This window comes from Collimonas arenae (genome assembly GCF_001584165.1).
Classification (GTDB): Bacteria; Pseudomonadota; Gammaproteobacteria; order Burkholderiales; family Burkholderiaceae_D; genus Collimonas; species Collimonas arenae.
Window position 1 is genome coordinate 3,974,247 of record NZ_CP013233.1, and the last position, 22,998, is coordinate 3,997,244.

At 59.4% G+C, this 22,998-nt stretch carries 14 protein-coding genes and 4 pseudogenes; 8 read left to right on the plus strand and 10 right to left on the minus strand.

The annotated features are described in order from the left end of the window. Nucleotides 1-22: 22 nt before the first annotated feature. The 3 genes from CAter10_RS18210 to CAter10_RS18220 are packed head-to-tail and all read right to left on the minus strand — an operon-like array spanning nt 23 to nt 3,038. Nucleotides 23-733 carry a histidine phosphatase family protein gene (locus CAter10_RS18210; RefSeq protein ID WP_061534530.1) on the minus strand — a complete coding sequence of 237 codons (711 nt, stop codon included), beginning with the start codon at nt 731-733 and terminating at the stop codon, nt 23-25. Next, the gene (locus CAter10_RS18215) at nt 730-1,806 is read right to left on the minus strand and encodes a phosphotransferase family protein (protein ID WP_061534531.1); all 1,077 of its coding nucleotides are present in this window, start codon (nt 1,804-1,806) and stop codon (nt 730-732) included. The genes CAter10_RS18210 and CAter10_RS18215 overlap by 4 nt, the downstream gene beginning before the upstream one ends. Continuing rightward, nucleotides 1,803-3,038, minus strand: coding sequence for an acyl-CoA dehydrogenase family protein (locus CAter10_RS18220; protein ID WP_061534532.1), 1,236 nt, complete (start codon nt 3,036-3,038; stop codon nt 1,803-1,805). Before CAter10_RS18220 ends, CAter10_RS18215 begins: the two co-directional genes overlap by 4 nt. A 91-nt stretch (nt 3,039-3,129) precedes the next feature. Here CAter10_RS18220 and CAter10_RS18225 point away from each other — a divergent pair, with 91 nt between their 5' ends. Continuing rightward, nucleotides 3,130-4,074 (plus strand): LysR family transcriptional regulator, encoded by a 945-nt coding sequence (locus tag CAter10_RS18225; protein ID WP_061534533.1) that lies wholly within the window; start codon nt 3,130-3,132, stop codon nt 4,072-4,074. Nucleotides 4,075-4,263: 189 nt separating this feature from the next. Here CAter10_RS18225 and trpS read toward each other — a convergent pair whose 3' ends face one another. The 3 genes and pseudogenes from trpS to CAter10_RS22130 form a co-directional block, all read right to left on the minus strand. Beyond that, a complete protein-coding gene (gene trpS / locus CAter10_RS18230; RefSeq protein ID WP_061534534.1) occupies nt 4,264-5,298 on the minus strand; it encodes a tryptophan--tRNA ligase in 1,035 nt (344 codons plus the stop codon). Nucleotides 5,299-5,422: 124 nt separating this feature from the next. Next, nucleotides 5,423-6,378: pseudogene (locus CAter10_RS18235) on the minus strand (Tim44 domain-containing protein). Between the two features lie 231 nt (nt 6,379-6,609). Continuing rightward, nucleotides 6,610-6,900 carry a hypothetical protein gene (locus tag CAter10_RS22130; protein ID WP_236905412.1) on the minus strand — a complete coding sequence of 97 codons (291 nt, stop codon included), beginning with the start codon at nt 6,898-6,900 and terminating at the stop codon, nt 6,610-6,612. 210 nt (nt 6,901-7,110) lie between these two features. On the opposite strand from CAter10_RS22130, the pseudogene CAter10_RS18245 reads away from it, so the two are divergent. The 4 genes and pseudogenes from CAter10_RS18245 (at nt 7,111) to CAter10_RS18260 (ending at nt 11,724) form a co-directional block, all read left to right on the plus strand. Beyond that, a pseudogene (locus tag CAter10_RS18245) lies at nt 7,111-7,850 on the plus strand (response regulator). Between the two features lie 10 nt (nt 7,851-7,860). Further along, a complete protein-coding gene (locus CAter10_RS18250) occupies nt 7,861-9,387 on the plus strand; it encodes a sensor histidine kinase (RefSeq protein ID WP_061535453.1) in 1,527 nt (508 codons plus the stop codon). 32 nt (nt 9,388-9,419) lie between these two features. Next, nucleotides 9,420-9,692, plus strand: a complete 273-nt coding sequence (locus CAter10_RS18255) for a DUF4212 domain-containing protein (protein WP_061534536.1) — start codon at nt 9,420-9,422, stop codon at nt 9,690-9,692. Beyond that, nucleotides 9,689-11,724 (plus strand): annotated as a pseudogene (locus CAter10_RS18260) (sodium:solute symporter family protein). Before CAter10_RS18255 ends, CAter10_RS18260 begins: the two are co-directional and overlap by 4 nt. A gap of 17 nt (nt 11,725-11,741) precedes the next feature. On the opposite strand, the gene CAter10_RS18265 reads toward CAter10_RS18260, so the two are convergent. The 4 genes and pseudogenes from CAter10_RS18265 to CAter10_RS18280 all read right to left on the minus strand — a co-directional run bounded on the left by CAter10_RS18265 (nt 11,742) and on the right by CAter10_RS18280 (nt 20,039). After that, complete coding sequence (locus CAter10_RS18265) at nt 11,742-12,674, minus strand: transglutaminase family protein (protein ID WP_061534537.1); 933 nt, start codon at nt 12,672-12,674, stop codon at nt 11,742-11,744. Then, nucleotides 12,674-15,217: a circularly permuted type 2 ATP-grasp protein gene (locus CAter10_RS18270; RefSeq protein ID WP_061534538.1), complete on the minus strand. Its 2,544-nt coding sequence runs from the start codon at nt 15,215-15,217 to the stop codon at nt 12,674-12,676. Before CAter10_RS18270 ends, CAter10_RS18265 begins: the two co-directional genes overlap by 1 nt. 129 nt (nt 15,218-15,346) lie before the next feature. Beyond that, nucleotides 15,347-18,700 (minus strand): transglutaminase family protein, encoded by a 3,354-nt coding sequence (locus CAter10_RS18275; RefSeq protein ID WP_061534539.1) that lies wholly within the window; start codon nt 18,698-18,700, stop codon nt 15,347-15,349. Between the two features lie 116 nt (nt 18,701-18,816). Then, nucleotides 18,817-20,039 (minus strand): annotated as a pseudogene (locus CAter10_RS18280) (polyhydroxyalkanoate depolymerase). A 141-nt stretch (nt 20,040-20,180) separates the two neighbouring features. Here CAter10_RS18280 and CAter10_RS18285 point away from each other — a divergent pair. The 3 genes from CAter10_RS18285 to CAter10_RS18295 all read left to right on the plus strand — a co-directional run bounded on the left by CAter10_RS18285 (nt 20,181) and on the right by CAter10_RS18295 (nt 22,997). After that, nucleotides 20,181-20,837, plus strand: coding sequence for a glutathione S-transferase family protein (locus tag CAter10_RS18285; RefSeq protein WP_061535454.1), 657 nt, complete (start codon nt 20,181-20,183; stop codon nt 20,835-20,837). A 46-nt stretch (nt 20,838-20,883) separates the two neighbouring features. Then, nucleotides 20,884-21,318 (plus strand): cupin domain-containing protein, encoded by a 435-nt coding sequence (locus CAter10_RS18290; RefSeq protein WP_061534540.1) that lies wholly within the window; start codon nt 20,884-20,886, stop codon nt 21,316-21,318. Between the two features lie 263 nt (nt 21,319-21,581). Continuing rightward, a complete protein-coding gene (locus CAter10_RS18295) occupies nt 21,582-22,997 on the plus strand; it encodes a circularly permuted type 2 ATP-grasp protein (RefSeq protein ID WP_061534541.1) in 1,416 nt (471 codons plus the stop codon). Nucleotide 22,998 lies beyond the last annotated feature (1 nt).

The following is a 22,998-nucleotide window of genomic DNA, read 5'->3' on the forward strand; positions in this document are numbered from 1 at the left end:
TGGCGGGTAACTTGGTTGGTGATTAGCGATAGCTCACCAGCGTCGCATCGCGCGCGTTTTCGAGATGCGCAAAACTGTTCAGGTAACTCAGGCTGACACGCCCGGGGCGATACAGCAATTTGGTGACGCCGGTGTTGACCAGCGACCAGTTCAATTCAAAAATCTGCCGGTCTGGAATCGCCAGCAACCGCTGGCAAATCGCGCTGATCGGGCCGCCCGAAGTAAACACCCAGGCCGACTGACCCGAGCCGATACATTCCAGCAACCGCGCCAACGCAGCGTTGCAACGCGCCTTGAATTGCGGCCAGGTTTCGCTGTAATCCTCATCGTGTTCACCGCCAACCCAGCGTGCCACGGCTTTGGCAAACACTTGCTGGAATGCGCGCGCTGGATTCTCCTGCTCTGCCAGGTAAGCCGCCAGCACGGCACGATCGGCAAACTGCGGCATCAGGCGCAGCAGTACTTGTTGGTGATCAAATTCATCGAAGCCGGGATCTTGCAACTGCTGTTGCGCGCTTGTACCGCAGTTGTGCGACAGCGCTGCCAGGCAAGCCGCACTGCTTTGCTGATGACGGCGATGGCTGCCGGTGACCAGCAACGGCATGTCCTGCCCGGTCTGCGCCAGCCACTGCCCCAGCAATGTGGACTGGCGCACACCCAGTTCGGACAGCTGATCATAGTCAGCCGCACCGAAGCTGGCTTGGCCGTGGCGCACCAGATAGATGGCACTCATGTATTCAACAGCGTCGACTGCGCGATCAGATTCTTGCAGCGCTGTTCCAGATAATTGGTGACGTGGACAAAGAATGAAAACTGCGGATTCTTGGTCTGGCCGTGATGGAAGCGGTAATAGATTTGCTGCACAATCACCGCCAGTCGGAACAGGCCGTAGATTTCATAAAAATCGAAATGATCGGTGCGGTAACCGGTTTTCTCGGCATAGTAGGCCACCACTTCCTTGCGCGTCAGCATGCCCGGCAAATGGGTCGGCTGGCGTCGCATTTGCTTGAATTGCGGTTCGTCGTCGGCCTGTACCCAATAGGCCAGCGCGTTGCCAAGGTCCATCAGCGGATCGCCGAGCGTCGCCATTTCCCAGTCCAGCACGCCGATGACTTGCAGCGGATCGTCAGGATTCAACACCACGTTATCGAAACGAAAATCGTTGTGGATCAGGCAGGTGGCAACATCGCCGGCCGGCATCTTGTCGGCCAGCCAGCGCATCACTTCTTCGAAATCGACCGCGTTATCGGTGCGTGCCTTGCGATAACGCTCGCTCCAGCCGGATATCTGCCGCTGCACATAACCGTCGCCTTTACCCAGGTGCGCCAAGCCGGCAGCCTGGTAATCAACCTGGTGCAGCGCGATCATCTTGTCGATCACGTTCAGGCACAGTTGGCGCGTCTCGGCCTCGCTCAGCGCCAGGCCCTCGGGTAGCTTGTCGCGCAGGACGATGCCGCGCAGCCGCTCCATCACATAGAAATCGCTGTCCATCACCGCGCGATCCTGACAGGTCGCAAACACGCTTGGCACATAGGGATAGACCGGCTTCAGCTCGGTCATGATATTGGCTTCGCGCAGCATGTCGTGGGCCGATTTGGCCTTGGCGCCGAACGGGGGGCGGCGCAGGATCAGCTCGCGGTTGGCGTAACTCAGCAAGTAAGTCAGGTTGGAGGCGCCGCCAGGAAACTGGCTTACTGTCGGCACGCCCTCAAGGTTGTGGTCAACGCCTTTCAGGAAAGCATCGACGGCGGCGACATCCAGTTCTTCGCCGCTGCGCACAGCACCGGCTTGGTCGATCAAGGTCATACAGGCTCTCCTTGTGCAGCAAATTTAGTCGCTTGCGCTTTCAGTTCCAGCTTGGCGATCAGCGCGCGGTGTACCTCATCCGGCCCATCCGCCAAACGCAGCACGCGGGCGTAGGCAAACAAGGCGGTCAGCGGCAAGTCGTCGCAAACGCCGGCACCGCCATGAATCTGGATCGCCTGGTCGATCACCAGTTGGGCCACGCTTGGCGCCACTACTTTGATCTGCGAGATTTCGCTCATCGCCGCCTTGGCGCCGACGGTATCCATCATCCACGCTGCCTTCAAGGTCAGCAAGCGCGATTGCTCGATGGCCATGCGCGCATTGGCGATGATGTCGGCATTACCGCCGAGATCGGCCAGCGGCTTGCCGAAGGCAGTGCGTGTCAATGCGCGCTTGCACAACATTTCCAACGCCACTTCAGCGGCGCCGAGCGCGCGCATGCAGTGGTGGATGCGGCCCGGCCCGAGGCGGCCCTGGGCGATTTCAAAACCGCGTCCCGGACCGGCGATGATATTGGTCAGCGGCACGCGGACATTGGTGAAACTGACTTCGCCATGGCCATACGGTTCATCCAGCGCGCCGAATACCGGCAGCATCCTTTCGATTTTCACGCCGGGCGTCGACATCGGCACGATCACCATCGAATGGCGCGCATGCTTGGGGCCGTCGGGATAGGTCAGGCCCATGAAGATCACGAACTTGCAGTTCGGATGCCCGATACCGGTGCTCCACCATTTGCGGCCGTTGAGCAGCACTTCGTCGCCATCGATCAGCGCGGTGGCGCGCATGTTGGTGGCGTCGCTGGATGCCACCTCCGGTTCGGTCATGCAAAATGCCGAACGGTATTCGCCAGCCAGCAACGGCTTCAGCCATTGCGTCTGTTGCTCGGGCGAACCATACTTGGCCAGCACTTCCATGTTGCCGGTATCGGGAGCGTTGCAGTTGAAGACTTCCGGCGCGATGAACGAGCGGCCCATGATTTCGGCCAGCGGTGCGTAATCGGTATTGCTGAGTCCAGCGCCGAACTCCTCATCCGGCAGGAACAGATTCCACAAGCCAGCCTCCTTGGCTTTAGCCTTCAAGGCCAGCATCACCGGCGGCACATTCCATGGCAGCGGACCGCGTTTCAGCTGGCTGAAATAGTCGGCTTCGGCCGGCAAGACGTGCTCGCGCATGAACGTATTGAGCCGCTCGATATAGTTGCGCGCCTTCGGCGAATAGGCAAAATCCATGGCGTCCTCGACTGTTGAATAGTTCTGCCAAGTGTGCCGCAGTCGCTATAATTCATCAAATGAATGATTTATATAGACAATAATTAATCTCATGCATATCAGCCGCATCGATCTCAACCTGTTCGTGGTGCTCGACACCATCTACGCCGAGGGCAACATCACGCGCGCGGCGAAGGCCCTCAACCTGACCCAGCCGGCGGTCAGCCACGCGCTGGCGCGGCTGCGCGACTTGCTGGGCGATCCGTTATTCATTCGACAAGGCAGCAACATGTTGCCGACACCGATGACGCGTTCGTTGATCGGTCCGGTGCGACAGGCGTTGCAAACCTTGGAAGTCAGCGTCAAGCACGGCAACCAGTTCGATCCCGCGACCACGCGCCGCAGTTTCAACCTGGGCCTGCCGGGCGTGCTGGAGGCGCGCTTGCTGCCGCCGCTGATGCAGCTGTTGCAGGCGAAGGCGCCGCTGATTGAAATCAATTCGGTGCGGGTGGAAAGACGGCAACTGGAATCGGAACTGGCCGCCGGTACGCTGGACATCGCTGTCGATGTGCTGCTGCAGCGCCCCGGTGAAATCCGCAGCACGCCACTATCGCGCGATGCGTTGGTGGTGGTGGCGCGCCAGGATCATCCTGCATTGAAAAAAGGACTGGACCTGGAAACCTACCTGTCCCAAAACCACATCCTGGTCTCCTCGCGCCGCACCGGTCCCGGTGTCGAAGACGTAGAACTGGCCCGCATCGGCCGCCAACGCCACATCGGCTTGCGCTGCCAACACTATTTCGCAGCCTGCCAGGTAGTCAGCAATTCCGACCTGCTCACCACCATGCCCGAACACTACGCCCAAATCGCCAACATCAACCTGCCGAACCGGATTTACCCGCTACCGCTGCCGACACCGCCATTGGATGTCTACCTGTACTGGCACGACAACGCCGAACTGGATCCGGCGAATCGGTGGTTGCGTGGGGTGTTGGGGGAGTTGTTTCCGGAGCAGGGACAACTGGGGAATAATGTGACGGGTTCTGCTGCGCAATAACGGAAGATGCGCCGCTGTATTTACTCCGTGGTTCGTTAAATGGGGTCAGAGCTGCGCGGGAAGTGTAATTTTCGCAAGAAGCCGCGAAAAAAACTCTGACCCCATTTAACTGCTTAGTCGTGGCACACACTTCGACTGCATGCTCGCTGCATGCAATAACCCGACCACAATTTATGCCGATACAAAGATTTAGAAGTAGGTCAAACCCAAAGCCGCCTTGACCTCATCGGCGGTTTTTGCCGCTACTTCACGCGCCTTGGCGGTACCCTCTTTCAGTATCTGCAAGACATGCCCGCGATCCTTCGCCAGCTCCTCGCGCCGCGCCCGAATCGGCGCCAGCAAGTCCTGCAAGCAAGCCTCCAAACGCGCTTTCACCAAACTGTCGCCCAAGCCGCCGCGCACATAGTGCGCCTTCATTTCCGCCAAACCCGCCTGATCCGGATCGAATGCATCCAGGTAAAGGAATGCCACGTTGCCTTCGATATGGCCAGGATCCTCCACCCGCAGATGCAAGGGATCGGTATATACCTTTTTCACCGCCGCCCGAATCTCATCGGCCGTCGCCCCCAGATTGATCGTATTGCCAAGCGACTTGCTCATCTTCGCCTTGCCGTCGATCCCCGGCAAACGCCCGATCTCCGGCACCAGCGCCTTCGCTTCGACCAGAATATCGCGACCAGCGATGCGGTTGAAACGCCGCACGATTTCATTGGTTTGTTCGATCATCGGAATCTGGTCTTCGCCGACCGGCACAATCGCAGCCTTGAACGCCGTGATATCGGCAGCCTGGCTGGCAGGATAAGTCAGGAAGCCGGCCGGAATATCGCGCTCAAAACCGCGCAGGCGGATTTCTTCCTTGACCGTCGGATTGCGCTCCAGCCGCGCCACAGTCACCAGGTTCAGATAATAAAAAGTCAATTCCGCCAACTCAGGAATCTGCGACTGGATCAGGATCGTCGAACGGGTTGGATCGATGCCGACTGCCAGGTAATCCAGCGCCACCTCCACCACATTACGATGTACCTTGTTGGTGTCGTCCATGTTGTCGGTCAAGGCCTGGGCGTCGGCCAGCATGATGAACTGCTGGTAGTCGTTCTGGTAAGCCACGCGATTGCGCAAGCTGCCGACGAAATGGCCTAGATGCAAAGGGCCGGTCGGACGATCGCCGGTCAAAATCACGGCGGAACCCGGGGTCGTCGCTGACGAACTCGCTGGCAAACTCATTGAAACTCCTTTAGCAGTATCCTGAAAACCCCATATTGTGCCACCAGAAAACGAAAAAGCCGCCGGCAATGTGTCGCCGGCGGCTTTCAAACTGCAATTACCTGCTGCTTAATGTCAGCTGATGTCAGCTGATTTGCTCAACTTGCTCGATGCCAGCCAGAATCCAGCCGCCCTGGCCGGCACTTGGTTTGGACAGATTCCAGACCTCGGCGAACGGCGCTGCAACACTGGCGCCGTCTTCCTTGATCATGCCGCTGAAGCGGACACTCGCCAGATATTCATTATCGAGAGTTTCGATGCCGAGCAGTTCAGCATCCAGCGTGACGACGTCGGTATGGTTTTCCGAAGCGCCGCGCTCTTGCAGTTGCATGCGCAGTTCGGCAAACATTTCCGGTGTCGTGAATTCACGGATATCGTTGCTGTCGGCCTTGTCCCAGGCTGCCTGCAAACGCAGGAAGTAGGTCTTGGCGTGACGCAGGAAACCGGCCGTATCGAAATCCGCAGGCACGCCCAGGCTGCCGCACCCATTGCACCGGCGCCGACAGCGGTCGCTGCAGGCGTTGCATCAAATGCGGTGCGTTGCATCGGTTGCTCGATGCGCGAAGCGATTTCCGGCGTGAAGCTGGATGGCGCCGGAGTTGAGAAGGCCGGCTGCATGCCGTTGTTGCCAGTGTTGCCGGCTGCACCATTACCCATTTTGCGACGTACCAGCTTGTAGATGAACATCGCGGCAAATGCGAACAGCGCAATCATCAATATGTTGCTGATCATGCTGGCCATCGCGCCGCCCAAGCCCAGGCTGGACAACAGCGCGCCCAGGCCCAAGCCCAGCAATGCACCGCCCAGCAAGCCTTTCCACATGCTTGGCTTGGCCGCTGCGGCTGCTGCCGGCGCCGCTGCTGCGGCAGCCGGTTTGGCGGCATTCGTTGCCTGGTTTTGCGCCGGCGCTGCCTGGCGGTTCATGCTTTGCGACTTCTTGCCGAACGAGCCGCCACCGCCCATGCGTTTGGCTTCTACGGTTGAGATTCCGGCTGACAGCGTCATGACGACGACGATCAGCGCGACAAATAATTTCTTCATACTTTCTCCTGAGATTTGATGCCATGTCGGACATGGCTATACATGCGTACCGCTGATTTTTGAAACTGCACATGCAAGCCAAGGCGCTGACACGGCTCGGGAAAGACGCCGATCAGCGTACTGAATCAGCACGCCTGACAACGCAATGGATGCATGGATGTGCCGGTTGATTGCCGGCAGATGGGAACGCGCCGACCGCCGGATATCAAATCCGGGCCGGTGAAACGGCGCTTATGCTCTGGGGGGAGGCCCTGCCGGTGGCAGGAACGGTGGTTGGCGCGCCTTGTCGTTGCTCAGCGCGGGCGCTGCAGCGATGGTTGCGGCGGCAAATACAAAGGGGAAAGCCGGTACGGTTTCGTCGCCAAGATCGACATGCATCTCGAGATCGTCGACAAGCGTATCCTGCGAACTGCAATCGTCGGCAATGCTGCACTGTGTTGCAGACTCATGCTGCTGAGCACTAAAAGCCAGCGTCGCCACCACATCCGCCTGAGATGCGGCTGTGCCTGCAAAGACTTGCATTGGCAGCAAACAGATCAGCAGGAGTATCAGGAGTCGTTGCATCGAAGCGGCAAACCGCGTCCGTAGAAATCAAAGGGCACCGATTATACCAAACGGGGAGGATTTCAGAGCGGCCTTGCTGCCAAGAATGAAACGCCATAGACTAGTGGATAGGAGTCAGCGGCAGCGCCGGCCCTGCCCACCTACCGTACACGGAAAATTACACACACCATGCGTATTTTGCTTGCTGAAGACGACAGCGTCCTGGCCGACGGATTGACACGTTCGCTGCGTCAGTCCGGCTATGCCACCGATTGCGTCATGAACGGCATGGAGGCCGATTCCGCGCTGTCGACCCAAGATTTCGATTTGCTGATCCTCGACCTCGGCCTGCCGAAGATGAGCGGACTGGAAGTGCTGCGCCGTTTGCGCGCCAGGAATTCGCGCTTGCCGGTATTGATCCTGACCGCCGCCGATTCGCTGGAGCAACGCGTGAAAGGCCTCGATCTCGGCGCCGACGACTACATGGCCAAACCGTTTGAACTGTCCGAACTGGAAGCCCGCGTGCGGGCGCTGACCCGCCGCGGCGCCGGCGGCGGCCCGACCGTGATCAAGCACGGCCGCTGAGCTATGACCAGGTCGGACGGATCGCCTACATCAACGAGCAGATGCTCGACCTGTCGGCGCGCGAACTCGGCTTGCTGGAAGTGTTGCTGCAACGCACCGGTCGCCTGGTTTCGAAAGAGCAACTGGTCGACCATCTGTGCGAATGGGGCGAGGAAGTCAGCAACAATGCGATTGAGGTGTATGTGCATCGCCTGCGCAAGAAAATCGAAGGCGGCGGCGTGCGCATCGCCACGGTGCGCGGCCTGGGCTACTGCCTGGAAAAAATCGTCGAACCGCAGGTGACCAATGCCCTCAGCGCTGGCACTGCTCCGCCGTTCTCGCCTGACACATCTGGCCGCCGCTGACTGCTGCATCATGCGCGACGCTCAATCCATGGCTGCGCAGCCGGCTCCGTCCAGCCATCCAGTCACGCAAACAGAGGAACGGGTGCAGCGCTCGTTGTTTGGCGAGATCCTGGACTGGATGCTGGTGCCGCTGTTGCTGCTGTGGCCGATCAGCATCGCGATTACCTACGTGGTTGCCAAATCGATTGCCAACCAGCCATTCGACCAGGCGCTGGACGATAGCGTCACGGTGTTGTCGCAACAAGTCGTCACCGTCAACGGCAGGATCACGACACGCCTGAACGGCACCTCGCGCGATTTCCTGCGCGCCGACGATGTCGATAACGTGTATTACCTGATTACCGGCCCGCGCGGCGAATACATTGATGGCGACCGCGAAATGCACCTGCCTCCACTGGAGGAAGAAACCTCGCATCCTGGCGCAGTCAAATTTCTGGACAGCTCCATGCACGGCAGTGACGTACGGATCGCCTACACCTACGTCGACATGCGCAACGCCGCCAGCAGCGCGGACCAGCCGAAATTGGTGCTGGTGCAGGTCGGCGAGACGCTGGAAAAGCGGGCACGCCTGGCGAATGAAATCATCAAAGGCGTGATCCTGCCGCAATTCCTGATCCTGCCCATTGCGCTGGCGTTGATCTGGTTTGCTCTGTCGCGCGGTCTGTCGCCATTGTCCGAATTGCAGCAACGCATTCGCGCGCGTCGCCCCGACGATCTGAGCCCTATCGATTCAGGCCAGGTACCGGAAGAAATTTCGCCGCTAGTGCGCTCGCTTAACGATATGCTTTCGCGCCTGTCGCTGTCGATCCAAACCCAGAAGCGTTTCATTGCTGATGCCGCGCACCAGATGAAAACGCCGCTGGCAGGAATGCGCATGCAGTCCGAGCTGGCGCTGCGCCAGACCAGCGCGCACGACATCCATCGTTCACTGGAACAATTGGCGAAAAGCTCGGAATCGGCAACCCGGCTGGTCAATCAATTGCTATCGTTGGCGCGCGCCGAAAACCAATCGCAGGAGAGCGCACCTTTCCTTCAGATCGACTTGTCCGAATTCGCCCGCGCCGTCGTGCAAGACTGGGTACAGGCCTCGTTCACGCAGCGTATCGACCTCGGCTTCGAACAGGCCGACGAGCCGTTGCCGGTGCTTGGCAATCCACTGATGCTGCGCGAGCTGCTCGGCAACCTGATCGACAATGCGCTGCATTACACGCCGGTTGAAGGCCGCGTCACCGTGCGCGTACGCGGTGAACCGGAAGCCGGACTGGCGATCCTCGAAATCGAGGATACCGGCCCTGGCATTCCACCTGCCGAGCGCGAACACGTCTTCCACCGTTTCTACCGTATCCTTGACAGCAGCCGCGGCGGCAGCGGCTTGGGACTGGCGATCGTGCGCGAGATCGCCCAGCAGCACAATGCCGACGTGACGATTTCATACAATCCGCACAGCAACGATGCCGAACAGCCAGGCAGCCTGTTCCGCGTCAGCTTTCGCTTGCAGCAAAAATCGCCGTTAGACATCAATTCGGATTTCCATTAACAGCAATCGCCCCAACCGAACCCTGGACTCGCATGCAACTATTCAAATCGCATCTACGGCAACCCGCAAGCCACTGGCAAAGCACCAGGCGATTGACGCTGACACTTATGCTGGTCTGGTTCACACTGACCTTCAGCGTCATCTACTTTGCGCGCGAGCTGTCGGGCATGAGCTTGTTCGGGTGGCCTTTGTCGTTTTATATGGTGGCACAGGGATTGGCGCTGGCCTATCTGCTGATCGTGGCGGTCTACACCTGGCAAATGCGAAAAATAGATAAACGTTATCCGGGCGCCGGACAGCAATGAGCGACAGATCTTTTTTCTGGCGCCTGGTCCGCTACTACGGCTGGTACACCGGCGGCTTCATTGTGCTGCTGGTAGTGCTGGCGATCCTCGAGAAGGAAGGCCTGCCACGCACCTGGATCGGCTATCTGTTCATGTTTGCGACCATCGTCCTGTATGCCGGCATCGGCATCATGAGCCGTACTTCGGATGTTTCAGAATACTATGTCGCCGGTCGCCGCGTGCCGGGCTGTTCAACGGCATGGCGACTGCCGCCGACTGGATTTCCGCCGCCACCTTCATCAGCCTGGCCGGCGGCCTCTATCTGCAAGGCTTCGACGGTCTGGCCTACATCGTCGGCTGGACCGGCGGTTACTGCCTGGTGGCGTTGCTGATCGCACCATACCTGCGCAAGTTCGGCCAGTACACTATTCCGGATTTTCTGGCGGCGCGCTACCGCGGCCGCACCAACAGCAATCCGATACGGATACTCGGCGTGATCGCCACGGTGGTGATTTCATTCATCTATGTAGTGGCGCAGATCTACGGCGTCGGCCTGATTACCTCGCGCTTTACCGGCGTCGACTTTTCGGTTGGTATCTTCCTCGGCCTGGCCAGCATCCTGGTCTGCTCTTTCCTCGGCGGCATGCGGGCGATTACCTGGACCCAGGTGGCGCAGTACATCATCATCCTGTTCGCCTACCTGATCCCGGTAGTCTGGCTGTCGGCCGAACATACGAACAATCCGGTGGCGCAGATTTCCTATGGTTCGGTGCTGTCGCAGATCACCGAGATCGAAAAAAAACTCGATACCGATCCGAAAGAGCTGCAAGTGCGGGCGATCTTCAAGGCCAACGCCGACGACTATGACAATCGCGTGCGCAACCTGCCCAAATCCTGGGAACTGGGCCGTATCGAAGCACAACAGCATCTCGAACTGTTGAAACGCAACAACAGCTCCCTGATCGAGATCCGCGCCGCCAACCGAGCGTTAAACAGTTATCCAAAAACACCGGAAGAAGCCGAACGCAAGTGGCTGGAAGAAAAAGCCAGCAACCTGGCGCGCGCCGAACCGCCGGTGCCGCAGGCAACGCCGTTCCCAGGCAGTACGCCGGAAGCGTCGGATATCAAACGCAACAATTTCCTGGCCCTGGTGTTTTGCCTGATGCTCGGCACCGCTTCCCTGCCGCACATCCTGATGCGCTACTACACCACGTCATCGGTGCAGGAAACCCGCAAGTCGGTGTTCTGGACGCTGTTCTTCATCCTGCTGATCTACCTGACGGTGCCGGCGCTGGCAGTGCTGGTCAAATACTATATCTACACCTCGTTGGTGGGTTCACAGTACGCTCACCTGCCTGAATGGGTATCGTACTGGGCCAATATCGACAAGGCCAATCCGCTGGTCAGCATTACCGACTTCAACCACGACGGCATCGTACAACTGTCGGAGATTACGCTGGACGGCGACATGATCGTGCTGGCGACGCCAGAGATCGCTGGCCTGCCATATTACATTTCAGGACTGGTCGCGGCCGGCGGGCTGGCAGCGGCACTGTCTACTGCGGATGGCTTGCTACTGACGATTTCGAATGCCTTGTCGCACGATGTGTATTACAAGATGATCGACCCGCACGCCTCCACTGCCAAGCGCGTGACGGTGTCCAAGCTGCTGTTGCTGGTGGTGGCGTTGCTGGCGGCATATACCGCCTCACTGAAACCGGGCGACATTCTGTCGATGGTGGGCGCGGCGTTTTCGCTGGCGGCTTCGACCTTATTCCCCGTACTGGCGCTAGGCGTGTTCTGGAAACGCGGCAACCAGCAAGGCGCAATCGCCGCCATGGCGGTCGGCTTCAGCACTTGCATCTATTACATGCTGCACACGTATCCAGCACTGGGCGGATCGATCGGCGGCCAATGGTTCCATATCGCGCCGATGGCGGCAGGCATTTTCGGTGTCCCGGCAGGCATGTTGGCGCTGGTCGTCGTCAGCCTGCTGACGCCACCGCCCGACCCACGCGCGGTGACGCTGGTGCATCATGTGCGCGCGCCTTGAGTTCCTGAAAAAAATAGTCAGACCGCAAAACCGAAACCTGGCGCTTCATGCCCAGGCAACACGGTCACCGCCACATCCATGGTTTGCTGGCCGCCGCCGATCAGCACGCCGCGCAGCGGCGAGACGTCGAGGAAATCGCGGCCCCAGCCGAGCGTGATGTGACTGGTGTCTGGAAAAATCCCGTTGGTCGGGTCGGCGTCGATCCAGCTGTTGCCCTCGCCATTGCTGCCGGGACAATACACGGATACCCAGGCATGCGAGGCATCGGCGCCGATCAGGCGCGCTTGTCCGGGTGGCGGTTCTGTCAATAGATAGCCGCTGACATAGCGCGCCGCCAGTCCCAGCGAACGCAGGCAGGACAGCATGAAATGTGCAAAGTCCTGGCACACGCCACGTTGCGTGGCGAAGACTTCGGTGACGGGTGTGGATACGGTGGTGGCCAGCGGATCGAAGGTGAATTCGCGGAAAATCCGTGTCATCAGGGCTTCAATGCCGGCCAGCAAAGGCAGGCCGGGCGTAAAGGATTCCGCGGCGTAAGCCAGGAACTCGCGCTTGATCCTGACGTGCGCCGATTCGAACAGATAACGGCTGGCCTCGAGATCGTCCGGCAGCAGGAAACGCCCCGCCTGATAGGACAGCGTCTCGCGCACCTGCTCCCATGGCAGCGTGGTTTGTGGCAACTGGCGCGGTGTCAGCGTGACCCAGGATTCGGCCAGCGCGCGCAAATCGTTATGATCGCTTTCCAGCGAAAACGATTGCAGCGGATTGCCGAAACTGTCAAGGAACATCCGCAACTGCTGCGGTTCCGGCGTGATGGTGATGCCGTGCGACGTACAAGTCTGCCAAGGCAGCGAACGCGGCGTCAGGCGCAGCATCTGGTGCGACAGGCGCACCGGCAACGAGTACGCGTAATGCGTATCGTGGCGGATGTGATAAACGTGTTCACTCATCAGGAAACTCCCTGGCTGACCGGCGCATTCAACGGCGTAAAGAAATGCCGCGCCAATTCATCTGACAACGCAAAAGCACCGGTGATGGCGTCACGCATCAGTTGCACCAGGCGCGCATTGGCGTCCGTCAGGAACAGCGAATCGTGGCTGAGATCCTGCAGCTCGAACTCGCGCAGCAAGGCCGACAAATGTGCGGGCGTGTCCATGCTGAGCGTTCCCAGCTGTTCCCCGATATCGCTCAGATAGCGCTCCAGCATCTGGAATTGAAACGCAATGCCATGCGGATTGCTGACATCGAACACCAGCAGATGCAACACCGGCAACCACTCCGGCGCGCGCCGATAGCGCACGCGATACGTCACCACGCTGTTGGCAGATTCCAGCAGCCACGGCAGTGCGCGGTTCTGTCGCTCCTCAGGCATGCGCAGGAACAGGCCGAACAATGTCGCTAGATGCGTCATGCGTTCAATGTGCCGTCCCAGCATCAGGAAATGCCAGCCTTCGTCGCGCGTCATGTCATCCAGCGCGTGGCCGGCCAGGCCGACACAGGCCTGGATCACATTGTTCAGCATGTTCATGGCAGCGGCCGGCAGTGTGCCAGCACCGCTGGCCTCCGCAACCAGCCCTGGCATACGGTTGAGCGCCTGCCAGTTATCTAGCGAAAGATGTTCCCGCACCTGGTAACCGCAGTGATGCAAGTGGCGCAGGTTGCCGGCAATGCCGATGCCGGCGCCCGGATTGACGATGGCGGCAATCAGGCCCTGCTGCATCGCGCCGACCGTCGGCCGTCCCGCAGCGGTGGCTTCCGGCAGCGCAATGCCGAGACCACGGCATATCTCGCATAACTGATAGAACGTCTCACGCGCCTCGCCCTGCAGATCCAGGCTGCGTTGCAGGGTGGCTCGCAGCAAATGTGCGAGGTTGTCACACCGTTCAGCATAGCGCCCCATCCAGAACAGGTTTTCGCCGGCATGCGATGAAATATCGACGGTGCTGCGAATCGCATCCAGCGTGCGATGCCGTTCATCGATATGCTCGACCGGCGTACCAATCCCGTCAGTTGCATCAGCCATTTCCGGACGTATCTGTCCAAGCACCCAGACATCCTTGCTGGCGCCCCCTTGCTGCATCGACACCACATCCTTGCGCTGACGGGGCGCAACCCGTGTCAGACCGCCTGGCATCACGTGGTAGCTGCCGTCGGCGGCAGCCACTACGAACACGCGCAAACTCACCGCACGGCTCATCAGGCGATATTCGCCGCTGCGCGACAGCACCGGCGCCTGCGACAGGCGCACCCATTCCTGCGCCACATAAGCGTGCGGCTGCGCATGCAAGCTTTCGATCAGGCGCTGACGCGATTGCGCATTCAGGCTGTGGCCATAGACCGGCTGCATCCGCATCGATGGAAACGCCGGCATGATGACCAGTTGTTCCAGATTGGCCAAGGTGTATTCAAGCGCCGGCTTCTCGCCGCACCACCAGGACGCCACCGCCGGCAGTGCCAGGGGCTGACCAAGCAAGCGTTCGCAGATAGCCGGCAGGAAGCCGTGCAAGGCGCCGGACTCCAGTACGCCGCTGCCGAGCGAATTGGCGATCAGCACATTACCGAGACGCGCCGCCTGTACCAGCCCGGGAATGCCGAGCGCCGAATCGGCGCGCAATTCCAGCGGATCACAATAATCGTCATCGAGCCGACGCAGGATCGCATGCACGCGACGCAATCCGCTCAGCGTTTTCAGATACACCATGTCGCCGCGCACCATCAGGTCGGCGCCCTCGACCAACGGAAAACCGAGCGTGTGCGCCAGGAATGCGTGCTCGGAATAGGTTTCATTGTAAGGCCCCGGCGTCAGCAGCACCACCAGCGGCGCCTCGCCGCCCGCTGGCGCCAACGCGCTCAGGCTACTGTGCAGGGTATGAAAGAATTTCAGCAGCGATTGCACATGCATGTCGCGCACCATGTCCGGCATCGCGCGCGACATGATCTGCCGATTCTGCAACGCGTAGCCGGCGCCCGAAGGCCCTTGGGTGCGATCCGACATGACCCACCAATGGCCATCCGGCGAACGCGCCAAGTCAATCGCGTACAAATGCAGATGAATGCCGCCGGGCGGTTCGATGCCGCGGCACGGCCACAGATAGCCATGCTGGCCGAACACCAGCGCCGGCGGCAGCAAGCCTTCTGAAAGCAATGTTTGCGGGCCGTACAGATCAGCCAGTACCGTATTGAGCAGGCGTGCGCGCTGCGTCACTGCAGCAGACAGTGTCTGCCATTCCTCGGCAGAAATGATCTGCGGCAACAGATCCAATTCCCAGGGCCGGTTGGCTCCCTGTGGATCGGCATAAACATTGTAAGTAACGCCGTCGGCGGCAATGGCTTCGCGCACTTCGCGCGCACGTCGGCGCAGGATTTCCGGCGACAGGTCTTCCAACTGATCGATCAGGGTGCGCCAGTGCGGCCGCAGACGGCCGCCAGGCTCAAGCATCTCGTCGTAGCGATCTGCTTCTGCGGGATAACTCTCGAGTAAACGCCGGTACATGGTTGATCGCTTGCGTCACTTGTATTGGTTAGGGACAACCTGGATCAAGGAGTCGAAAAACTCCGGCACGCCATTCCCGCAAACGCGGGGATGACGTGCTCTTCGAAGATCCTTGACGACAGAGGTTAGTCAGAAGTGACGTAAGTCTAACGTAAATGGGAACTCGATGGACGCTATCGGCGTGCTGACCTGCATCGGTCCCGGCGTGTGATTGAGACGGAAATAGCGTGCCAGGCGCCGGCTTTCCGCTTCGAACGCATTGACCGGGAAGGTCTCGTAGCTGCGTCCGCCCGGATGCACCACGTGATACTGGCAACCGCCCAGGCTGCGGCCGTTCCAGGTATCGACCAGGTCGAAGGTCAGCGGCGAATCGATGCCAATGGTCGGATGCAGCGCCGACGGCGGCTGCCAGGCGCGGTAGCGCACGCCGCTGACGAATTCGCCGACCCTGCCGGTGGGCTGCAACGGCACCGGCACGCCGTTGCAGGTCAGCACGTAGCGATCCGGCGCCATGCCGCTCACCTTGACCTGCAAGCGCTCCAGCGACGAATCGACATAGCGGGCGTTGCCGCCGGAACGGCTTTCCTCACCGAGCACATGCCACGGCTCCAGCGCGGTACGCAGTTCAAGCGCGATGCCATTCACTGCGAAATCGCCGATTTTTGGAAAACGGAATTCAAAGTGCGGCGCAAACCACTCCGGCTTGAGTGCATAACCGGCTTGCTGCATATCATCCATCACGTCGCAGAAGTCCTGCCAGATAAAGTGCGGCAACAAGAAGCGGTCATGCAGCTCGGTGCCCCAGCGCACCAGGCGCGGCGGCGTGTACGGCGTCTTCCAGAAACGCGCCACCAGTGCACGCAGCAGCAACTGCTGGGTCAGGCTCATGCGCGCATGCGGCGGCATTTCGAAAGCACGCAACTCCAGCAGGCCGAGGCGACCGGTGCTGCTGTCGGGCGAATACAGTTTGTCGATGCAGAACTCGGCGCGGTGCGTGTTGCCGGTAACGTCGATCAGCAAATTGCGCAGCAGACGATCGACCAGCCACGGCGCACATTCGCCGACGGCAAGCTGTTTGTCCATTTCGGCAAACGCCAGCTCCAGCTCGACCACGGCATCGTTGCGCGCCTCGTCAACGCGCGGCGCTTGCGAAGTCGGCCCGATGAACATGCCGGAAAACAAATAAGACAACGCCGGATGGTTATGCCAGTAACTGATGAGGCTGCGCAACAGATCGGGCCGACGCAGAAACGGCGAATCGCCGGTAGTGGCGCCGCCCAGCACCAGATGGTTGCCGCCGCCGGTGCCGGAGTGGTGACCATCGAGCATGAATTTCTCGGTGGTCAAACGCGTCTCGCGAGCGACATCGTACAAATAGTTTGTATTGGCCACCAGCTCGGTCCAGCTATGCATCGGCTGGATATTCACCTCGATCACGCCTGGATCGGGAGTAACGCTGAATTTCGCCAGGCGCGGATCGGAAGGTGGCTCGTAGCCTTCCAGCAACATCGGTTGCTGCAACGCCTGGGCGGTAGCTTCGATGGCTGCCACCAGTTCCAGATAATCTTCCAGGCGCGCCAGCGGCGGCATGAACAAATACAAGGTGCCTTGCCGCACTTCCGCACACAATGCGGTTCGTGCGATTTGATCGGCGGATTCGAACGGCCCCGGCACGGCGTGCGTCTCGCCATTGAACGCCGAACTGTATTTTGGTGCGTCACCGGCACCATTGCTTACCGTAGCTTTTGCGGCGGCGAAAGCCGGTGTCGCCAATTGATGGCGAATCTGCTGGGCGATCGGCAGCGGCTGGAACGCCTGGGTCGGATCGGCTTGGTGCACATAGGGAAAGTCGCCTTCCTTGACCCAAGGCTGCGAATCCAGCGGCAAGCGATAGCCCAACGGAGAATCCCCCGGCAGCAGGTAACAATACTCGCTGCGCAAGTACCAGCTGCCACTTTTCCAGCCGCTGTCGTCCGGCGTGCGTGCCAGCGGCAAGACAAACCCGGCGACCTTGCGCAATCCTTGCGAAAACACCCGCGCCAGCCTGGCGCGTTCCTGTTTGTCGTCGAGGCGGGCATCGGATGGATCGACGTTGATCGCCAGGCGGCGCTCGCGCCACAGATAGTAGTAGATGTCTTCGTAAGCTGCGAATACGTACTGGCGATCCAGCACCAGGCGCGCTGCGACGCCTTGCAGAAAACGTTCGGCGACGCCGTCGTCGGGCGCCTGCTGCAATGTTTCATCGGCGATCAGTTCCGGCGTATTCCAGATCGGCTCGCCATCGCGGCGCCAGTAGCAATTGAGCGCCCAGCGCGGCAGCTGTTCGCCCGGATACCATTTCCCTTGGCCGAAATGCGGTAAGCCTTGCGCCGCGTACTGTTGACGCAGGCGGTGATATAGCTGGGCCGCTAAAGGCTTCTTGGTAGGGCCCATCGCGGCAGTGTTCCATTCATCGCCATCGGGATAGTCGAGCGCCACGAAAGTCGGTTCGCCACCCATCGTCAGGCGCACGTCAAGGTCATCGAGATCGTCGTCGATGGCGTGTCCCAGCTCTTCGATCTCCGCCCATTGCTGTTCGCTGTAAGGCTTGGTGACGCGCGGCGATTCCCAGATCCGGCTGACGCTCATCGCATGCTCGAACACCACTTCGCATGGTTCGACCATGCCGCTGACCGGCGCAGCCGACGATGGCTCGGGCGTGCATGACAGCGGGATGTGCCCTTCGCCGGCGAGCAGCCCGGAAGTAGGATCGAGTCCGATCCAGCCGGCGCCGGGCAAATACACTTCGCACCAGGCGTGCAGATCGGTGAAATCGGCTTGCGGCCCGGACGGGCCATCGAGCGACTTCTGGTCCGCCGTCAGCTGGATCAGGTAACCCGACACGAAACGCGCTGCCAATCCCAGATAACGCAGTATCTGCACCAGCAGCCAGGACGAATCGCGGCAGGATCCGGAACCCAGGCGCAAGGTTTGCTCCGGTGTTTGCACGCCGGGCTCCATGCGGATCGTGTAGCTGATCATCTGCGCCAGCTTCTGGTTCAGGTTGACCAGGAAATCCTCGCTGCGCACGCGCTCGCGCGGCACCTGGTCGAGAAATTTCTGCAGCAACGGCGTCAGCGGCAATTTCTTGCGATACGGCTCCAGCTCGTTCTGCAGTTCCGGCGCATACGAGAACGGCACTTTCTCGGCGTAGGGTTCCAGAAAGAAATCGAAAGGATTAAGGACCGACATTTCGGCCACCAGGTCGACCTCAATGCGGAATTCAGTGGTCTTTTCCGGGAACACCAGCCGCGCCAGGTAGTTCGCCTGCGGATCCTGTTGCCAGTTGATGAAATGCGGCTCCGGCAAGATCCGCAGCGAATAGCTGAGGATGCGGGTGCGGCGATGCGGTGCCGGCCGCAGGCGAATGATTTGGGGCCCCAGGCTGATCGGGCGTTCGTAGCGATAGGTGGTGAGATGATTGAGTGCTACGTGAATTGACATGGGTATCCTCTGCAACAATCTATGAACTCAGCTTGAAAACTTCTGCCGCAACGCTTCAGTTAGCCAACAAGGAAAGCGGAAAAAAAATCGCGGGAAATCGTAACCGCTGGCAAACCCTAATGATGACTGTGAATGAAATCCCGCAAGCGCGGATAAATTTCGTTATCCCAGCGCCGGCCATTGAAGACGCCATAGTGCCCGACACCTGTTTGCACGTGGTGCGATTTCATGTACGGACGAATGCCGCTGCACATGTCCTGCGCCGCCACGGTCTGGCCTACCGCACAAATATCATCCTTCTCACCCTCCACGGTGAACAAAGCCGTGCGGCGAATCGCCGCTGGTTCGACGGTGCGCCCCAGCGCCTGCAGCTCGCCCAGCGGCAGTGCGTGATCCTGAAACACGCTTTGCACCGTTTCCAGGTAAAACTCGGCGGCCAGATCCGACATCGCGAAATACTCGGCGTAAAAAGTCTTGATGGTGTTGGCTTTTTCCACCTCCCCTTCGACCAGATAGTTATACAGGTTTTGAAAGGCCTTCATGTGCCGCTCCAGGTTCATGTTCATGAACGCGGTCAGTTGCAGGAAACCGGGATAGACCTGGCGTTGGCTGCCAGCGTAACGACCGGGAACGGTGCTGACCAGATTTTTTCAAACCAGTCGATCGGCTTGCTTTTGGCCAAGTGGTTGACTGCGGTCGGATTGATGCGGGTATCGATCGGGCCGGCCATCAGGGTCATGCTGGCAGGTTGCGCCGAATGGCGTTCCGCCGCCATCAGCGAGACCGCCACGAGCGCCGCCACGGTCGGCTGGCAGACCGCCACCAGATGTGTGCCGGGACCGATTGTCTCGATAAAGCGGATCAGGTGCGCGACATACTCGTCGAAGCCAAAACGACCGTCGCTCAAAGCGACATCGCGGGCATTGTGCCAGTCGGTGATATAGACATCGTGATCGCGCAGCAGAGTTGCCACAGTGCCGCGCAGCAAGGTCGCGAAATGGCCTGACATCGGCGCCACCAGCAGGACGCGAGGCTGCTCTATATTGCTGCTCTTGCTGAAGCGCAACAAAGTACAAAAGGGCGTTTGTTCAATCACCTCTTCATGCACCGAAACCGTGCAACCGTTCTCTTCCACGCTGTCGATCCCGAATGCAGGGCGCTGATGCGTCAACTGGGTGCATGAAAACACTTCGCAGGCTGCCGCCATCTTACGCAGCGCCAGACTGTCCGGCCAACCCGGCCATTTGTTGCTGAACATGGGAGCCGCTGCACCTGCCAGTACGCGCATCGGATCGCTGAGATCCGCATAGCCCTGATATGCCTGGTAAATTTTCGTCATGGGACTACCCTGTTATTGGACTACCCGCATTCGACTCAACTGCAATAACTATGCCCAACTATCTGGCACGGCCTTTGCTCAGCATTATGAAACGGTTTGCCAATCAAAATCGCTTTCGACCCAATACGGAAGAATATTGCCATGCCTAAGACCACCTTGAGCATTACCAGCAAAAACTATTCGTCATGGTCGTTGCGCGGATGGTTGCTGACGAAGTTTTCGGGGCTGGAATTCCAGGAAAACATGATCTCGCCGGACGACCCGGACGCCCGCGCAGAAATCCTCCTGCTATCCTCGTCGATCCTGGTGCCCTGTCTGTATCACGGCAATATTGTGGTGTGGGACACCTTGGCCATCGGCGAATACCTCAATGAAATCCGGCCTAAAGCCGGACTGCTGCCAGCCGATCGTGCAGCGCGCGCCCACTGCCGCTCAATCTGCGGCGAGATGCATTCCGGCTTCAGCGCCCTGCGCTCAGCCCTGCCGATGAATATCAAGGCGCGTTTTCCCGACTTCAAGGTGTGGTCGCGCGCGGAAGCCGACATCAAGCGCATCACTACCATCTGGAAACAGTGCCTGGCGACCTATGGCGGACCTTTTCTGTTTGGCGAGGAACGCTCCATGGCGGACGCCATGTACGCCCCGGTAGCTACCCGATTCCTGACCTACGATGTCAAACTGGATTCCATCTGCAGCGCATATTGCAAGCGCATCATCTCGATGTCGGAAATGCAGGAGTGGATCAAGGCCGCCAAGCTCGAACCGGAAGATATCAATGAACTGGATGTGGAGTTCTGAAACGCTGCAGAGCTTGTACGCTCACTAACCTGGAGGGATAGCCGCGATGGATACAAATACGGAAACCAGCCCACATACCTTGTTTTCCCACGTCTGCGAAGGCGACACCGCATTCGAGTCAGGCGGCTTGCGCGATTTTTTCCTGTATCGCGACCTTGGCATCGCGGCCGCTACCGGCGGCCAGGTTGTCGCCCATCTGGTCAAAGCCAACATGGCGCCGGAAGTCGGCACCGGCTGGCATCGGCATGAAGCGAATTTCCACATCGTGTACATGCTCAAAGGCTGGGCGCGCTTCATGTATGAAGACAAGGAAACCCTGGTCAAGGCTGGCGATTGCGTGCATCAGCGCCCCGGTATCGTGCATTTTTTATTCGACTACTCCAAAGACATGGAGTATCTTGAAATCGTCAGCCCGGCAGCGTTCACCTCAATCGACATGCCCGCACCGTGCGCCGTCCCGGCGCCGAAGCCTTGGGTTTGAGCAGGATCGCCAGCATTTGACACTATTTTTTGCAATCAAATCAACACGGAGGTCATCACCCAGATTACGCAAAATTTGCTAAGAGCGGACGTAGCTGCGCCGAAAACAAATCTATTCAGAACACATTACACCGTGTTAATCTTTGAATAAGATAATGCTTATTAAGCAACCAACGGCAACAGCCGGCGACAAACCGCATGCTACGGGCACGCTTCTTGATAGCTACTTGATAGTTTCCGATCAAACCACAGCAAAGCAAGATCATGGCAAATTTTTTCGATGAAATGTATTCCGATGGCAACTCGTCGGTGCGTCCGCACTATGACGAATTCTCCACTTGGCTGGCAGCGCAAAGCGCTGAAACGATCGCCCGAAAACGCGCCGAAGCAGACCTGATTTTCCGTCGGGTCGGCATCACCTTCGCCGTGTATGGCAACGACGCCGGCACCGAACGCCTGATCCCCTTCGACATCATTCCGCGCATCATCCATGCGCAGGAATGGGCAACTCTGGAAGCCGGCCTGGTACAGCGCGTCAAAGCGCTCAACATGTTCATCCACGACATCTACCACGACCAGAACATCGTCAAGGCCGGCGTGATCCCCGCCGAACAGATTTTCCGCAACGCCCAGTATCGCCCCGAAATGCAAGGCATCTCGGTCGCTTCCGATATCTACGCGCATATTGCCGGCGTCGATATCGTACGGGCCGGCCAGGGCGAGTTCTACGTGCTGGAAGATAACCTGCGGGTGCCGTCCGGCGTGTCCTACATGCTGGAAGACCGCAAGATGATGATGCGGCTTTTCCCGGAGCTGTTCCTGCGCCACAAGATCGCGCCGGTTGCGCATTACCCTGACATGCTGCTCGACAATCTGCGTTCGGTCGCACCGATCGGCGTCACCGATCCTACCGTGGTGGTGATGACGCCGGGGATGTACAACTCGGCCTACTTCGAACACGCGTTCCTGGCCCAGCAGATGGGCGTGGAACTGGTCGAAGGGCAGGATCTTTTCGTCAACGACAACGCCGTTTACATGCGCACCACGCGCGGCCCCAAGCGAGTCGACGTAATCTATCGCCGTATCGACGACGACTACCTCGATCCGCTGGCCTTCCGCCCCGATTCGTCGCTCGGCGTACCGGGCCTGCTGTCGGTGTACCGCGCCGGCAACGTGACCTTGGCAAATGCGATCGGCACCGGCGTCGCCGATGACAAATCGATCTATCCATTTGTACCGGACATGATCCAGTTCTATTTGTCGGAAAAACCGATCCTCAATAACGTCCCCACTTTCCAGTGCAGGAAGAAGGAAGATCTGCAGTACACGCTCGATAATCTCAAGGATCTGGTGGTCAAGGAAGTGCACGGTGCCGGCGGCTACGGCATGCTGGTTGGACCGGCCTCGACCAAGCAGGAAATCGAGGATTTCCGCCAGCGCGTCATCGCCAAGCCGGATGGCTACATCGCACAGCCGACGCTGGCGTTGTCCGCCTGCCCGACCTATGTCGAATCCGGCATTGCACCGCGCCACATCGACCTGCGGCCGTTCGTACTATCCGGCAAGACCGTCTCAATGGTGCGCGGCGGGTTGACCCGCGTAGCGCTCAAGGAAGGCTCGCTGGTGGTCAACTCGTCCCAAGGCGGCGGCACCAAAGACACCTGGATTCTGGAGAAATAAC